Source organism: Streptomyces griseoloalbus (assembly GCA_014650015.1).
GTDB classification, from domain to species: Bacteria; Actinomycetota; Actinomycetes; order Streptomycetales; family Streptomycetaceae; genus Streptomyces; species Streptomyces griseoloalbus.
In genome coordinates, this window is record BMUD01000009.1 from 1 (window position 1) to 15,677 (window position 15,677).

Annotated in this window: 13 protein-coding genes and 2 pseudogenes; 10 read left to right on the top strand and 5 right to left on the bottom strand. The window is 67.9% G+C overall.

Annotation, left to right across the window (positions count from 1 at the left end; all coding sequences use genetic code 11):
* Nucleotides 1–944: 944 nt before the first annotated feature.
* From IE178_RS15380 to IE178_RS15395, 5 genes and pseudogenes are all read left to right on the top strand, one after another.
* Nucleotides 945–1,160, top strand: coding sequence for a DUF6243 family protein (locus tag IE178_RS15380; RefSeq protein ID WP_193512680.1), 216 nt, complete (start codon nucleotides 945–947; stop codon nucleotides 1,158–1,160).
* A gap of 254 nt (nucleotides 1,161–1,414) precedes the next feature.
* Nucleotides 1,415–1,702: pseudogene (locus IE178_RS36940) on the top strand (transposase); the annotation flags it as partial.
* A gap of 153 nt (nucleotides 1,703–1,855) precedes the next feature.
* Nucleotides 1,856–2,655 (top strand): IS5 family transposase gene (locus IE178_RS15385; protein WP_318280090.1). Its coding sequence is split into 2 segments (ribosomal slippage): nucleotides 1,856–2,191 and nucleotides 2,194–2,655, totalling 798 coding nucleotides; the frame shifts between segments, so codons are not numbered across the junction.
* A gap of 25 nt (nucleotides 2,656–2,680) precedes the next feature.
* Nucleotides 2,681–3,154 carry a hypothetical protein gene (locus IE178_RS15390; protein ID WP_193512681.1) on the top strand — a complete coding sequence of 158 codons (474 nt, stop codon included), beginning with the start codon at nucleotides 2,681–2,683 and terminating at the stop codon, nucleotides 3,152–3,154.
* A complete protein-coding gene (locus IE178_RS15395; RefSeq protein ID WP_193512682.1) occupies nucleotides 3,151–3,960 on the top strand; it encodes a hypothetical protein in 810 nt (269 codons plus the stop codon). Before IE178_RS15390 ends, IE178_RS15395 begins: the two co-directional genes overlap by 4 nt.
* Here the strand turns inward: IE178_RS15395 and IE178_RS15400 are convergent.
* The 3 genes and pseudogenes from IE178_RS15400 to IE178_RS37075 all read right to left on the bottom strand — a co-directional run bounded on the left by IE178_RS15400 (nucleotide 3,926) and on the right by IE178_RS37075 (nucleotide 7,324).
* Complete coding sequence (locus tag IE178_RS15400; protein WP_318280072.1) at nucleotides 3,926–5,449, bottom strand: gamma-glutamyltransferase; 1,524 nt, start codon at nucleotides 5,447–5,449, stop codon at nucleotides 3,926–3,928. The genes IE178_RS15395 and IE178_RS15400 overlap by 35 nt on opposite strands.
* A 151-nt stretch (nucleotides 5,450–5,600) precedes the next feature.
* Nucleotides 5,601–6,914 (bottom strand): hypothetical protein, encoded by a 1,314-nt coding sequence (locus tag IE178_RS15405; protein ID WP_193512684.1) that lies wholly within the window; start codon nucleotides 6,912–6,914, stop codon nucleotides 5,601–5,603.
* Between the two features lie 38 nt (nucleotides 6,915–6,952).
* Nucleotides 6,953–7,324 (bottom strand): annotated as a pseudogene (locus tag IE178_RS37075) (phage terminase small subunit).
* Nucleotides 7,325–9,021: 1,697 nt separating this feature from the next.
* Between IE178_RS37075 and IE178_RS15415 the strand changes: the two are divergent.
* The 3 genes from IE178_RS15415 (at nucleotide 9,022) to IE178_RS15425 (ending at nucleotide 10,626) form a co-directional block, all read left to right on the top strand.
* On the top strand, nucleotides 9,022–9,843 hold the full coding sequence (locus tag IE178_RS15415; RefSeq protein WP_193512685.1) for a class I SAM-dependent methyltransferase: 822 nt from the start codon (nucleotides 9,022–9,024) through the stop codon (nucleotides 9,841–9,843).
* Between the two features lie 11 nt (nucleotides 9,844–9,854).
* On the top strand, nucleotides 9,855–10,232 hold the full coding sequence (locus IE178_RS15420; RefSeq protein WP_193512686.1) for a sugar nucleotide-binding protein: 378 nt from the start codon (nucleotides 9,855–9,857) through the stop codon (nucleotides 10,230–10,232).
* 193 nt (nucleotides 10,233–10,425) lie between these two features.
* Complete coding sequence (locus tag IE178_RS15425) at nucleotides 10,426–10,626, top strand: hypothetical protein (RefSeq protein WP_193512687.1); 201 nt, start codon at nucleotides 10,426–10,428, stop codon at nucleotides 10,624–10,626.
* Nucleotides 10,627–10,668: 42 nt separating this feature from the next.
* Here the strand turns inward: IE178_RS15425 and IE178_RS15430 are convergent, their stop codons facing one another.
* Nucleotides 10,669–11,238, bottom strand: a complete 570-nt coding sequence (locus IE178_RS15430; protein ID WP_318280074.1) for a hypothetical protein — start codon at nucleotides 11,236–11,238, stop codon at nucleotides 10,669–10,671.
* A gap of 37 nt (nucleotides 11,239–11,275) precedes the next feature.
* Between IE178_RS15430 and istA the strand changes: the two genes are divergently transcribed.
* Both istA and istB read left to right on the top strand, forming a co-directional pair.
* A complete protein-coding gene (gene istA, locus IE178_RS15435; RefSeq protein WP_318280075.1) occupies nucleotides 11,276–12,511 on the top strand; it encodes an IS21 family transposase in 1,236 nt (411 codons plus the stop codon).
* Between the two features lie 5 nt (nucleotides 12,512–12,516).
* Nucleotides 12,517–13,305 (top strand): IS21-like element helper ATPase IstB, encoded by a 789-nt coding sequence (gene istB, locus IE178_RS15440; RefSeq protein ID WP_193512689.1) that lies wholly within the window; start codon nucleotides 12,517–12,519, stop codon nucleotides 13,303–13,305.
* 400 nt (nucleotides 13,306–13,705) lie between these two features.
* Here the strand turns inward: istB and IE178_RS15445 are convergent, their stop codons facing one another.
* On the bottom strand, nucleotides 13,706–15,625 hold the full coding sequence (locus IE178_RS15445; protein WP_193512690.1) for an ABC transporter ATP-binding protein: 1,920 nt from the start codon (nucleotides 15,623–15,625) through the stop codon (nucleotides 13,706–13,708).
* Nucleotides 15,626–15,677: the final 52 nt, after the last annotated feature.

Here is a 15,677-nt window from a genome sequence, read left to right on the forward strand (position 1 = left end):
CGGGTACGTCACCCCGCTCGAGACCAGGGCACTGACGACGCAAGACCTCGCCCCCGCAGCGTAACCACCCGCTGTCCACGATCAGGGGGGAGCTTCACTGGTCCGGAACTGAATGTCGTGTGGACCGAACACGGCGCGGGACGCCGTGTTCTCCGGGCTGGCCGAATCCGCTGATGCGGCTGGCTTGGCTTGATCATGCGTGGCAGACGGTGCCCCCGCGACGGCGGGTGGCTTCGAGTCGTCAGCAGAGCTGTGCCGGTTGTTGACGAACACCGTGGCTGCGATGCCAACGACGGGCACGACGATGCCTACGACCCACCAGGCCCAGCGCGGCTGCCCCGGCGCAGACGTGCCCGGACCCGCTGCCGACGGATTGCTACCGCTGCTGTTCGTCACAACTTCCCCACTACTTCACTGGCATCCCGGCCGTTCACACTATGACGGACTCCGTAGCCCGGTGATCAGTTCCCACTGCGTCACGGAGTCGAAGGTCGCAATCGGGCGGGCTGACCGCGCGCAGCGCCGCGAACGACGCCTCGCTGCGCAGACCTTCCGCAGAGGCTGGCCGCAACGGCGGGGCGCAAGTGAGATGATCTCTCATGCCGTCAGTGTGCTCGCGACCACTGACAACACCCACGGCGGCCCAGTAACACCCATCTGGACCTGCCCCGGGCGGGCGGCGACCTCCGGCGGGTGCTGGCGGTGCTGAGATTCCCGGAAGGAAACGGCTGGCCCTGGGCGCTCGCCGAAGGCCCGGCCGACGCCGGGGCGGCGAAAAGGTTGGTGTGCGGGGCCGAAGGAACCGGGTAACGTGTTTGTCATGTTCTTCCAAACGCCGATTTACGAGTGAGAGCGTGATGGGTCCCTGTGACGTCCTTTGATGTCGCCGCCCATCCCCCACCGATGAATCCGTAGATCACTTCACATCATTACCGGGAGAACCCGTGACCGTGAGCAAGAACATCAACAACCCCGTGGGCATGGGCGGTGGCCAGCGCAAGAAGCTGTCCCGCGCCGAACGGCAGAACAACGGTCCGCACCGCAACCTCGACCGCCAGGGCGCAGCCGACCAGAAGGCGGAGCTGGTGCGCAAGATGCGCGAGAAGACAGGCGCAGCCGAGGGCGCCGGGCAGACGAGCGACGACACCGCACAGAGCTGACGCACCGCCGCCGCAGGGCGGCACCGCATGGGGGCAGGGCCCGGACCGCGACGCGCGGTCCGGGCCCTGCTGCCGTACCGGGCACGGCCGGTCCCGCTCAGCTCTCGGCCGAGCACCCGCGTCTCAGCCGACCACCCGGGGCGGCCGCAGATTCAGCAGCCCCGTCACCACCACCCGAGCGTGCACCAGCAGCATCACCACCAGCGCGTTCCCCGTGCCCAGCCCGGGCGACACTGTCAGGAAGAGCGTGCAGGGCGTCCTTCGCCGCTTTGTGCGGGGTCAGTCCCGTCGAGCGTCCCTAGGGACGCCGGCAGTTCCGTCGCCTCAACCGTGGTGGCGACCGTCAGACCAATGCCGTGCTCCAACGCATCGTGTTCACCCGCCGGCGGGTCGACCCACGAACTCCGGACTATTACGAGCGCCGGATCAAGGAGGGCAAGACCCGGCGCGAAATCGTCCGTTGCCTCAAACGCTACGCGGCTCGGGACGTCTTCCACCTGGTCGGACAGCTACAGCCAGGACCCCGCTCACAGGGGCTGTGAGGCTGCCCCTGCAGGGCTGTCAGTGGCGGACTTACCGTGGGGCCGCCCCCGTCGCCTCGTCGAGGCCGACGGGCCAGGGCGCTGAGACGTTCGGGTCTCTGCAGAATTACACGTCATCTCATTTGGGCTGTTCGATAGCCTGCCCGTGTGGGGATCGTTGAGCGGCTGGTGCCGGATGAGCTGTGGGAGTTGTTCCAGCGTGTGGTGCCGGAGGCGCCGACTCATCCTCAGGGCGGCGGCCGCCGTCGGCACGGTGACCGGGAAGTGCTGGCCGCGATCGTGTTCGTCGCGACCTCGGGCTGCACGTGGCAGCAGTTGCCGTCCGCGTCGTTCGGGCTGTCGGGAGCGACGGCTCACCGGCGCTTCACGGAGTGGTCGAAGGCCAGGGTGTGGGCCAAGCTCCACCGCCTGGTCCTCGACGAACTCGGCTCGCGCGGCGAGCTGGACTGGTCTCGCTGCGCGATCGACTCGGTGAACATGCGGGCCCTGAAAAGGGGGAGCTGACAGGTCCGAATCCTGTCGACCGGGGCAAGTACGGCTCGAAGATCCACTTGATCACCGAGCGGACCGGCCTGCCCCTGTCTGTCGGCATCTCCGGGGCAAACCTGCACGACAGCCAGGCCCTGATCCCGCTGGTGAAGGGCATACCACCGATCCGTTCCCGGCGAGGGCGAAGGCGGCGCCGCCCGGGCAAGCTCCATGGCGACAAGGGCTACGACTACGACCACTTGCGACGATGGTTACGCGGCCGTGGCATCACGCCCCGGATCGCCCGCAAGGGCACGGACTCCAGTCAACGACTGGGCCGGCACCGCTGGACCATCGAACGCACCATGGCCTGGCTCGCCGGATGCCGGCGCCTGCACCGCCGCTACGAGCGCAAAGCCAGCCACTTCCTCGCCTTCACCAGCATCGCCTGCACCCTCATCTGCTACCGCCGCCTCACCAAATGAGACGGCTTGTAAGGACAAGGTCTGGGTGCACGGCGACCGGATCACCGACGGCCACGTCGCTCTCGACATGCGCCTCACCCCAGGTCTCGACCCTGGCGAGGTCGGCCGGGACGGGCAGTGGGTCCTCCGCAAAGCGCAGCCCTCACGCTGGGTGGCTGAGCAGCACCCCGACCTCTCAGACGTCATTCCTGACCAGGCCGACGGCGCGGACTGGAGCGAGGTCGCCTGGTCGGCCTGGGTGACCCGCGGCCTGCGTATCGGCGCGCTACAGGGCGCCGCGGTGGCAGTGGACCACGGATGGCTCTCTCGCCTCCAACCCGGCTACCGGATCGAGGAGGCTCCCGGACACGGGCTCCTGCGGATCGTGACCAAGAACCCCGAGCCGTCGCTGCTGTCGGACGGTACCGCGCACCGAACGGTGATCGGTGTCGTGATGCCCACGCCCATCGAGGGTTCGGGTGCTGTCCTTGAAGCCATCGTGCAGGACCTTGCCGGGTGAGCAAGCGGCCTCAGCTTCCAGGGGATCCCTCCGACCTGTACCTGCGCATCTCCTACGACGACGAGCTCTGGGACACCCCGCAGGCCGACACGCTGGAGCGGTGGAGTGTGTCCGTCCTCCACCGCCGGCGTGTGCACGACGGAAGCCAGGGGCCGACGGCCACGGGCAACTGCGTCACCGTGGAGTGCCCTGCGTGCACGGTCGAGGACGCCACCGTGGGGTCGATGACGTTCTACCGGGTCCACCTCGACCGCGGCCGGAATGCGTTCCGGGCGATGGAAGAGGAATCCGAGGAGCTGTACGAAACCGCCCAGGTGCTCCTCGATCCCGAGACGGGCTTCTTCACCAGCGAGGTCAGCGAACTGGTGGAGTACGTGGGCTCCGCGCTGCTCGTCATGGACCGTGTGACGCTGGATCCCCCGTGGCATGGGCATGGACTGGCGGCCGTACTTGGCTGCGAGGTGATCCACCGGCTCATGGCCGGCTGCCGGGCCATCGCCTGCTCACCTGGCATCACCGACCTCAGCAGCCAGCGTCTGACAGACCAGGCCGAGTGGGACCGCGTGAACACCAAGATCGCCCAGGGATGGCAGAGCCTCGGATTCCGCCTCTACCGCGACAACGTCTATCTCCTCTCGCCCGCCTCGCAGGACCTGGAGGAACAGCGCGGCGCCCTTCGAGGGCGGCTCGCAGAACTCGGTGCCTCCTGGCGGAAGGGGCACATCATGACTGGCCTCGCCGCCACGGGAGGCGGGCACGCCAGGGGTCGGGCTAGGCGCGGGCGGGGGGCAGTTCGTAGCGGCTGACTGCCAGGTATGTCTCCGGTGTCGCCGATTCGAGGAGACCCACGTTTCCCTCCAGGTCGAGTTCTGGCTCCCGGGGACGGCGTAGAAGGTCACTCCAGTTGCTTGCCGCACCCTGCTCATAGGCGTCGCGGAGTAGATAACGCAGCCGTGGGCGGGCTTCCTCCTGCTGTTCGCGGAAGATGCGCCGCTGGGTGAGCCCCTGTTCTTCCTGGGCTTCGTCGCTGAGTTCCAGGTCGGCAGGAGGCTGGTCCTCGGCGCGCAGTCCTGGGGTGCGCCGGGCGATGGCGAGGTCCTCCTCGTGGAGGCGCTCGCAGGCGGCGAACAGCTTCCGGGACATGCCGAGGTGGACCTCAGTTCCGGGGATGCGGCAGCTCAGGAAGTCGTCGAGGCCCATGGAGCGGATTCCGACGCGCAGCGTGTGCTCCTCCGCACCGGTCACTGCTCGGCGGGCGTCGGCCCGCATGGCGAAAGTGAGGCCATCGCTTTCCAGGGGCGTGGTCAGCCCGGAGCGCCGGTGACGGGAAGCGCGGTCGGCGGGAACGGGCACGGTGCGCAACTGTGAGGCGGGAGCCGAGCGTAGCGCCAGGTAGGCGAGCATCTGGGCGCGGGCCGCGCCGATGAGCGCGTCGTCGCTGTCGCCGAGGTGGTCTTCCAGGTTGCCGGGGCCCGCCGCGTCGTCGGCGGTGTCGGACCCGTAGGGGGCGAGCGGGGGCTGGCCGGGGTGCAGGTTGTGGTCGATGGTCAGGAAGAGGTCGTCACCGGGCCGTACGGACGCCCCGACCAGGACGGTGCGGTGCGCGTACGCGCTGAGGACGTTGCTGCCGGCCGTCAGCTGCGCCCACCCCTTGCGAAGTGTGCCGACACCGACATCGCCGCCCTTGGCCTCGATTAGCCAGTACAGCTCTTCTGCCTCGTGGTGCCCCCACAGGTCGGGCAGCTTCTTCTTCGGATCTTTGAACGTCTTGTGCAGAGCCGGGACGGGGCCGCCGAGTTCGAGGTGTTCGGTCTGGCCGAGGCCGAGCAGCGAGCGGCAGGCCCACTCGGTCATCGTCATGCCCAGCCGGTAGCCGGCGGCATTCTTCGCGCTGCGCTCGGTACCGTGGGCGTAGACCGGGTTCCAGGTGAGGCGCCTGCCCTTAGCGCCTGGCACGGGATGTCGGGGCTTCACGGGATGCGCGCCGAGGTAGGCGTACAGCGGGGCGACCCGGGCAACGAGCTCCCCGTGTGCGTAGCGCGGCTGGTTTTGCAGGTGCGGTGTGACGTCGCGGCCGACTTCGGTGGCGGCCTTGATGATTTCCCGCCATGTGGTGGTCGGCGCGTACCAGCCGTCGGCCGCCGGGAATCCGTCCGATCCGGTCCACGTCTTGTGCTTGGCCGTCCGCCACTGCCGCCGGGGCTTGTCTGCAGGTCCGTTGCGAAACAGGACCGGTATGTCGAAGCTGTCGGCGTAGGTCAGCGGCGGCTCGTCGGGGACGTGTGCGGGGATCATGCGGATCACTCTGGCACGGCTCAGGGTCCTTCCTGCCGCCGGGCGGCGGGCCGCCGATCTGCTTGACTCCCGTCGGCATGGTGCATTCACGGCCATGCCGAAGGCGACCGGCGTTGTTGGCCTGTCCGCACGCCTGCTCGCGTTGCACTGCTCACGGTCGGTCGGGCCAGAAGGTCGACAAGGGGAGTCGGACGGAGGGCAGTTGTACCGCCTGGATTGGTCCGAGAGCGGCTGCAGCAGCGCGAAGAGCTTGGTCGTAGGAGCCGGAGCCAAGGACTTCAGCAGAACAGGCAGGACAGTTACCGGGGCGGCGGGAATGACCGGCGCTGCGATCTCCGGAGCCTCGGACGTGCGCGAAGGCGTCGTCGGGAAAGTCGGCTCGCACGGCATGCCAGACTCCGAGGCGCTCGTCGTCGGGTAGCCCGGCCGCTACGGCAGGGCGCATTGGAGGCAGCAGGCGACCGTGGTCCTGGACAAGAAACACCCGGTCGGTGAAGTCGACGCTGTCCCCCTCGGGACGCTCCTGCTCCAGCCACGCCTGCGCCTCCTCGCGGGTGCCCGGCCCCCAGAGATAATCCGTCGGGAACCGCGTGGTCTCGTAGCGGGTGTCGAACTCCGCCCAGTGAGCATCGTCCCAGCGACTGCCCGGTACGAAGGGGATGGCGCGCACCACGACGTGCTGGTACTCGTCGTCCTCCTGATCTTCCATGGGACCGGGGACGGCGAGAGCGTGGGCGGGCTCCATCCGAGCCCGCCCGGAACCGTTCCAGCTCAGCACGGCGACCTCCCGGCGCAGAGGTGCCGGGTACAGGCGCCCACCGGGAGTGGCGTGCCCCCACAGCTGGTTGATCAGTTCCGCCAGATCCCGCACCGTTCGGGCCGCCTCGACGGGGGTGTCGACATGGTGGCCGGAGGGATGGGCAACGTAGTTACGCAGCCTGGCCAGCGCCTCTTCGACCGCGCGGCTGCGCCGCCCGCGGAGCAGACCCGCGGTACGCGCCCACAGGCGGAGCCCGTGCAGCATCCCGTTGAACTCGATGGCCTGGGTGGCGACGACCAGCTTCGCACGTTGCCGCGTCATTCTGTCTGCACGCTTCTTGACGTCGTCGTACGACGAGACGGTGTAGGAGACGTCCGGGGCCTGGGGGACGCGGAAGGTGATGGTGCCGGCGCACCATTCCAGGAAGCGGTCTCGCAACGCCTGCTCGTAGATGAGGAGCGCCTGGTCGCCGACGATGGTGTACACGTCGTAGCACAGCACGCCGTAGGCGAAGACGGTGCGCAGCCGCTCGAACGAGTCGCGTGTTCCGGCCGCGACACCCGCCGTCAGGTCGCAGTCGGCGATCTGACGCTGCTGGAACTCCGCAGCGTCATCGGGCTTCATACGGCCGCCGAGCCCGTAGGGATTGAACGCCAGCGACAGATCATCCGCAGCGCGCAACTCCTCAAGCGACCGGATCTCCATGTACTTCTCCTCACGATGGGAAACGGGCCAGCATGCACCTACAGGCCCCCTGTCGGCCACCCCTTTCCTTGGGGTGACTTGGCGAGGTCGACGCGAAATGACGCGGAACGGCAGTTGACCTTGGACAACGAAGCCAATCGCTCTGTCACCCAATCGAGGCGTTTGACCTCGGGATCGGGCTCGTGCAGTTCGATGCGTACGCGGCGCCGGTCGCCCTCGGCGGCGAGGAGTCGCTCGAAGGCGGAGTAGATCGCCTGGAGCATCTGCCCCGACCGCTTGCCTTACTTCTTGTAGTAGGAGAGGTCTTCGCACAGCGAGTAGGCCAGGTCCCAGTCGGACTGCTGGTAGAAGCTGGCCTGACTGGCCCCCTTCAGGGAGTCTCGCAGGATGCCAATTCCGGTCCGCCTTATACACCTTGACGGGCCGGGCCAGTCCGCGTGTCACGGACGGAACGTCGCCGCCCTTGCGCTCGCGGGGGCGAGCCAGGGCAGCTGCACGGCTGGGCACGGGGTCGGGCATCAGATCACCTCAACTCCGGCGATCTTGGCCGTTGTTGTGTAGCGTTGCTCCTGCGGACAGAGGGCAGGTCATTCTGCCCTTTCGTGCGCCCGACCGGTCTTCGCGGTCGGCTATTAGATGGGTCAGTTAACGGGCCGCTGCGAGACGCGCGCACCCGCCGGTTTCTGGCGCATTTTTTATTGAAGGCACCTGGGCCACGATCTGAAGGGTGAGAGTAAGACGGGCGCTGCAACGCCCACCTGGATGATTGCTCGCGTCGGCAGTCTCTCAGCACCAACCACGAAGTTAGTGGTCGGACTGAGGCTGCCTGCTTCCAGTTCGGCCCGTCGAGCTGGAGGCGCTCAACAGATGGACTGGAACTCCATCACCCTTTTTGTCCTCGGGGCATTCGGCATTCTGAGCCTGCTCGTAACGATGCTGACCTCGCTCGCGAGGCAGCTGCCCGAGCTAGCGAATGCCCTGCGTGCCGCGTGGTCCTCATTTCGGCGGCCCCGACGAGCGTCGCGAGTTGAGCGACAACGACCCCTAGAAGAAGCCGCCGGTCAGGAATTGAGCCGACAGCCAGGCGCAGAAGGCGAGGAACACGAAGCGACGCAGACGCACGGTGCCGGTGACTGCCGGTCGGGGCTCGTCGTGTCGGCCGATGCCGAACCACTTCCAGACGTGCTCGGAGAGGGTGTCTCGTCGGTCATCGGGGACAATGGCGACTCCTTCGATCGCACCGAACGCCCCGAGCCAGCCAACTTAGAGCTACGACCAGATATCCATGCCGGCCGAGAGGGACTCGACCCCCCACCAGTCACAGGCTTCGGAGACCGGCGCTCTACCAGTTGAGCTATAGACCCTCGTCGGTTCACAGAAGGCCGGTGTCCCTCGGTCCTGCGGAACCTGCGATCCATGCGCCGCCGCTTATCGGCCAGCGCGAGGGCGCCCCTCGTGCGTCGATCTGGCCTGGTGATGAAACCCGCAGAGCACTCGAAGGGCTGGTTTCTCGAAGGGGCATCACCAGGCACACAATCTGGTCCACGTCCGGGGCCAGGGGTGTTGCCGACCGACCCAATCGAGCGGTTCACCCAGGCCGCGTAGGTCCATCTGAACCGCCGAGATCATCCACGAATTGACGAGCGGCCCGGACGGTGGTCACGGGTCCCCGTGTTCTTCATCCGGAGCAGCGCCCGCCGGACAACCACGTGACCGCTCACGCATGGATGCCAGCACCTACTGGCCCGGCTGCACCTTCACGATGTTGATGTCTGTGGCGGCGCTCTCGGCCTCCAGCGTCCTCCTGCAGTCCTACGCGCGCTGGGCAGGTCGTAGCTCACCGCCGACGTGCGCTTCTTGCCGTCCTGTACCCACCGGACCCGGTAGTTGCTCCCTCGTCGGCTTGGTGTGCCACGACCAGCCGCGATTCCACAACCTCGCATCCAGGACTAAATGGGTGGCCCTGCCACGGTCAGAATGAGCCGGGCACTTGTGGGAGCGGCGGTGAGGACCGAACCGTCGCACGCCTCCGAAAATCAAAGTGATCAATTCTCTGTCTCCCCTACGCTGCCGGACACCGACAGCCCCTCCTGACGAGGACGCCCCGATGACGAGCAACCCTGCCGTGCACCCGGAGATCATCGACTTCTACACCCGGTCCGACGAAGCCGCACGGCTGCAGACCACCGCCACAGGCACCCTGGAGTTCGCGCGCACCCGCGAACTACTGCGCCGCCACCTCCCGCCGGCGCCGGCCCGCGTGCTCGATGTCGGCGGTGGTCCCGGAACGCACGCCCGGTGGTTGGCCAACGACGGCTACATGGTGCACGTCGTGGACCCAGTCCCCAAGCACGTCGCCCAGGCAGCCGCCATCGACGGCGTGACGGCCGAGCTGGGCGACGCCCGCCGCCTCACCGCCGCGGACAGGACGTACGACGTCGTTCTGCTTCTCGGCCCGCTCTACCACCTCCACGACAAGATCGACCGGATCTCCGCGCTGACGGAGGCGGCACGCGTGGCCCGGCCTGGCGGACTCATCGCCGCGGCGGCGATCTCCCGGTATTCGCCCCTCCTCGACTACATCGCGACCACCGGTATCACCGAGGCCGCGATCCAGGACGGGGTCCGTGACACCCTGGCCCAGGGGCGCTACGCCGGACAGCGCGGCTTCACCGTCGCCTACTTCCAGACCTCCGCCGAGCTGCGCGCGGAGGTCACGGAGGCCGGTCTTACCGATCCCAGCCTCTACGGAATCGAAGGACCCGGCTGGGTGGCGGTCAAGGCCATCGAGAAGTACACCAGCGCCAATCTCATGGGCACGGACATGTACGAAGCGGCCCTATCCGCGGCGCGCATCGCGGACCCGCACGCTGCCCTCACCGATGCCTCCGCCCACATTCTCGCCATCACCGGGCCCTGCCCGGTCTAGGGTGCCGCCTCATGACGCTGCTGATCGTGGGTGGGTCCGGGTTCCTGGGCACAGAGCTGGTCCGGCAAGCATTATCGGCGGGGCGCCCGACGGCCGCGACCTATACGACCAGGCCCGGCATCGCTCCGGGGGTTACTTGGCGCCGCCTCGACCTGCGGGATCCAGGGAGCGTGGACGCGGTCGTGGCCGAGGTGAACCCTCGCGTCATCGTCAATGCATCGAGCGGCGGGGCGGACTGGGCAGTCACAGCCGAGGGACCCGTCCGCCTCGCGATCGCCGCGGCGAAGGCCGGAAGCAGAATGATTCAGGTCTCCACCGACGCCGTCTTCTTGATCTTTATCTCGGGTTTGTGTGGCGTCGTTGCAGCTCAGGGCTTCGTTGCTGTGTGAGGGACGTTAGCCACGGTCCCGCTTCAAATAGGGTGACGGGGTGTCTCAGAGTCCTGATCAGCCGCTTCTGCCGTCTCGTCATCAAGTTGGCAGCCTGCGTGACTTCCTCCATGGAAGGACGTACTCGGCTGCCTCAGTCACCATCCGACTCGACGGTGCACCGTCTCATGCTGCGGGCTCGCCTCTGGATGACGTGAGCAAGGTCTCCGATGCCCTGTATGAGGTTGTCGACGGTCTTGCCAGGCAGGTGCTGGACGCGGTTTTCTCCGGGCAGCCGAACGCTGAGGCGCGTGGCGCATGGGTCGCGCTCTTGCTGATCGCCCAGAACTGGCGGGACTCACCTGATCTGCCGGCAGAGTTGAAGACCATGGTTGATGAGGCCCTTCCACTCTGATGGGCGGCAACGCTGGATCGTCACCAGTCGAGCTCCGTCAGGTCATCGCTCCTGGTCTCCAGCTGCGCGGAGTCTGGCAGCGGCTTCAGCCGGTGTGTCGTAGTAGCCGGGGCGAGCCAGGAGGACCGAGCTGAAGTAGTAGCCCTGTTCTTCGTCGGATTCGTCGTCCGCTTCGAAGGGGCGCCAGAAGCTGAGAAGAAGGTCTGGTGCGATGAAGGAGGCCGGGTCGTCCTCGGCCTCGGTGATCGTGGCGAGCCCTCGCAGCTGGGTGACCACCTCGGCAGCGGGCAGACCGAAGACATCGATGCCGCGGAACCGGACGATGTCCTGGCCGCTGGCGGGTCGGCCCAGCTCGATTGCTTCGAGCTTGCCGCGCGAGCAGTGAATGCTGACCATCAGGCCGCTTGGCCGGAAGACGAACCTGCCCAATTGGTCTGATTCCGAGATCGCTGAGGGATCGCGGAACGAGGCGAGCGCTTGGTCTGCCGCCTCGCGGGGCATGCCGATGACCAGGGCGCCGAGACCGGTAGGCGGCGTGAGTTCGAATTGTCGCCGTTCCGTGAACCGTGCCCCCCCTATCGGTCGATGAAAAGTGACCCCTTCCGTGATCAAGTGATCAGTCTGGCTCCATGGGAGTCAGGTGGAAGAGGTGATCGGTGTGGAGGACTGGGCTGAGATCCGGCGGCTCCACCGCGCGGAGGGCATGTCGATCAAGGGAATTGCGCGGCATCTGGGGATCGCCCGGAACACCGTGCGGCGGGCCGTGGCCAGCGACGATCCGCCGAAGTACCGGCGGGTGCCGAAGGGCTCGATCGTGGACGCGGTGGAGCCGGAGATCCGCGAGTTGCTGGCGCAGTATCCGCGGATGCCGGCCACGGTGATCGCGGAGCGGATCGGGTGGGAACGGTCGTTGTCGGTGCTGAAACGGCGGGTGCGGGAACTGCGGCCGGTCTACCTTCCGGCGGACCCGGTCTCGCGGACGGCGTATCAGCCGGGCGAGCTGGCCCAGTGCGATCTGTGGTTCCCGCCGGTGGACATCCCGCTGGGCTTCGGGCAGACCGGGCGCCCGCCGGTGCTGGTGCTGGTGGCCGGCTATTCGCGGGTCATCACCGCGCGGATGCTTCCGTCGAGGCAGGCCGCCGACCTGGTGAGCGGGCACTGGGACCTGCTGTCCGGCTGGAAAGCGGTGCCCCGGGCCTTGGTCTGGGACAACGAGGCGGCCATCGGACGCCGCCGGGAGGGTCGGGCCGTGCTCGGTCATGAGTTCGCCGCGCTGGCCGGGCTGCTGGCCTGCAAGGTGATCCTGTGCCGGCCCCGCGACCCGGAGGCCAAGGGCCTGGTCGAGCGGGCCAACGGCTACCTGGAGACGTCGTTCCTGCCCGGCCGGGTGTTCACCTCGCCGGCCGACTTCAACACACAGCTGGCCGGATGGCTCGAGGTCGCCAACCGGCGGGTGCACCGCACCCTTCAGGCCCGTCCGGCCGAGCGGTGGGAGGCCGACCGGGCCGCGATGCTGCTGCTGCCGCCGACCGCACCGCCGCGCTGGTGGCAGACCTCGGTGCGGATCGGCCGGGACCACTACATCCGCCTGGACACCTGCGACTACTCCGTCCACCCGGCCGCGATCGGGCGGATCGTGCGGATCGAGGCGGACACCGAAACGGTGCGGGCCCATCTGGACGGCCGCCTGGTCGCCGAACACGCCCGCTGCTGGGCCCGGCACCAGACGCTGACCGACCCCGACCACGCGGAGGCCGCCACGGCGATGCGGCACCAGTACCGCTCAGGCGGGGCCGTCGCCACGGCGGTGGAGGTCGCACAGCCGGATCTGCCGGCCTACGACCGCGTCTTCCATCTGATCGAAGGCGGCGGAGGAGAGGAGTAAATGCCATGGCCACCCGCACCACCACGTCCCGGGACGTCGCCGCCGAACTGGCTTTCCTCAGCCGTGCGTTGAAAGCACCGGCCCTGCTGGACGCCGCCGACCGGCTCGCCGAACGCGCCAGGGCGGAGTCCTGGACGCATCAGGAGTACCTGGCCGCCTGCCTGCAGCGCGAGGTCGCCGCCCGCGAGTCCCACGGCGGAGAAGGCCGCATCCGCGCGGCCCGTTTCCCCGCCCACAAGACCCTGGAGGAGTTCGACTTCCATCACCTGCGCGGGCTGAAACGGGAGGCGGTGGCCCATCTGGGCACTCTCGACTTCATCACCGGCAAGAAGAACGTAGTCTTCCTCGGCCCGCCCGGCACCGGCAAGACGCACCTGGCCATCGCCCTGGGCATCCGCGCCTGCCAGGCCGGACACCGCGTCGCGTTCGCCACCGCCTCCCAGTGGGTCGACCGCCTGGCCGACGCCCATACCACCGGAAAACTCCAGGACGAACTGCTGCGTCTCGTCCGCGTCCCGGTCCTGGTGATCGACGAGGTCGGCTACATCCCCTTCGAACCGGAAGCAGCGAACCTGTTCTTCCAGCTGGTCTCCGGCCGCTACGAACGTGCGTCCGTGATCGTGACCAGCAACAAGCCCTTCGGACGCTGGGGCGAGGTCTTCGGTGACGACACCGTCGCCGCCGCCATGATCGACCGTCTCGTCCATCACGCCGATGTGCTCTCCTTGAAGGGAGACTCCTACAGGCTCAAAGACCGCGACATCGGCCGCACACCGAGCGCGGCAACCGGATGAAACAACTGCACACGGGGTCAAAACTCACCGACCCCAAAGGGGTCCAGGTTCAGAGACCGCCGACACATGTCTGCATAGGACTGGATGGACGGCCCTGGACGGCTTCTACGACATGTGCCACGTGGTGCCCAGGGAGGGGCCCAGGATCAGGACCGGAGCGTCTTCCGGCCCGTCGAAGCGGTATTGCAGGGTGTTCGGTGGTGTCTCGCTCACGCCCCAGACCCTCTCACGTATCACGGACGCCCCTATAACAAGGGGCTCAGGACACCGTCCCAACCAGGTCGAACCCCTCTCGGGCGGCATGTCGCTCGAGGCATCGGATGCTCCCACGTTCGCCACACCTGACGGGCGTATCAGTGTGGCACCGTGTGTGGGCGAAAATGTCCGGAAACCGACTCGGTCATGTGGTCCAGGTGCTCGTACGAGCGTGCGACGACGTCTCGTGGTCCCCGTCCGGCGCCTGGCCTGCCGGTCCGGGCAGCCCGCCGGGACCGGCTCCTGGGAGCGGGCGTCCGGGGGCCGAATCGGCGCTCTCGCCGAGGAAACCGCCCGACTGGTGCTGCCACAGCTTGGCGTAGGCGCCGTCCGCCGCGAGCAGTTCCTCGTGCGTGCCCTGCTCTACGACGCTTCCGCGGTCGAGGACGACGAGACGGTCCATGCCGGCGACGGTGCTCAGACGGTGGGCGACCACGAGGGCCGTACGTCCGTCCATCAACCGCCACAGGGCGTCCTGGACGAGGAGCTCGCTCTCCGAGTCCAGGGCGCTGGTCGCCTCGTCGAGCAGCAGGATCGGGGCGTCGCGCAGGATGGCCCTGGCGAGGGCGACGCGCTGGCGCTGGCCGCCCGAGAGTTTCACTCCCCGCTCCCCCACCAGGGTGTCGAAGCCGTCGGCGAGCTGGTCGGCGAACTCGGTGACATGCGCGGCCGCGGCCGCCGCGTGGATCTCCTCGTCGGTGGCGCCGGGCCGGGCGAAGGCGATGTTGTCCCGCAGGCTGCGGTGGAACATGGCGGGTTCCTGCGGGACGTAGGCGATCAGTGAGCGCAGGTCCGTCTGGCGCAGCCGGCTGATGTCCTGACCACCGATCAGGATGTGGCCGTCGTCGATGTCCGACATCCGCAGCAGGAGCCGGGTGAGTGTGGTCTTGCCTCCGCCGGACCTGCCGACCAGACCGATCCGTGCGCCCGCGGGCACGTTCAGGTCGAGTCCCTGGAAAATCGGCCGCGCACCCGCGTGGGCGAAGGTCACCGCGTCGAAGCGGATGCCGGTGTCCCGCGGCGCGAGCGGTTCGGGTTCCGTCGGATCGAGCACGGTGGGCGGATCCAGCAGCAGCTCCGTGAACTGCGCGGCCTCGGTCATCGAGCTTTCCAGGCGCCGGTAGATCTGGTTGAACTCGAACATGATCTGGGTCGCGTTGGAGTAGTAGGTGAAGGCGACGACGACCTCCTCCACTCCCTGGCCCGAGCCACCGAAGGCGACGGCGACCAACAGACCCAGCACGTTGGTCAGCACCGACATGGGGGCGATCAGGGTGTCGACGCGCAGATTGCCGTAGTCCCACGATTTCAGCGTCAGGCGCCGGGAGTCCGCGACACGGCTGCGGTGTTCGTCGGCCTCCCGCCGCTCGGCCGCGAACGCCCGGATGGTCTCCATGTTCATGAGGCTGTCGGCGACGTGGCCGGACACCCGGGCGATCGCCACCTCACGGTCGTTGACGAGCCTCTGCCGGCGACGGATCAGCGGTGTCGCGGCCACCACGGTCAGCGCGATCATCACGAGGAGGCCGACGACGAGCATCGGTTCGTAGCTCCACAGCACCACGGCACCGAACACCAGGGGGACGAGACTGCCCACGATCCGGTACGTCACCGTGTCGACGAAGTCCTCGAAGCGCTTGCCGAAGCTGAGCACCCGTTTGGTCAGGGAGCCGGCGAAGTTGTCGTGGAAGAACGCCGCGTCCTTGGCGAGGAGTTCGTCCATGCCGCCCACGTACAGGTGTTCCATGCCGAGGGCGTCCACGCGGTTCAGGCAGTGCTGCCCCACCCGCCACACGGCTTCGGCGAGCAGCAACGTCACGCCGAAGCCCAGCACGTACGGCAGCGCCGAGGTGAGGGTGAGACCGCCGCCCTCGGCTGCCTGTCCCGCCAGTTTGGCGATCAGCAGGGGCGCGACGTAGCGGATGCCGATGTTGCCCACGGCCGGCAGCAGCAGCGCGGGCACGGCCAGCAGACGTAGTCGCACCAGTTCCCGGCCGTAGTGGCGCAGGGCCAGGACAACCGCGCTCCTGCCCGGCGTCGGCCCTCGCGTATCTGTTGTCCCCATCACACTCCCGGAAGGTCGGACGTCGGAAGTTTCCCGTCAGGGGAGGTCCCCG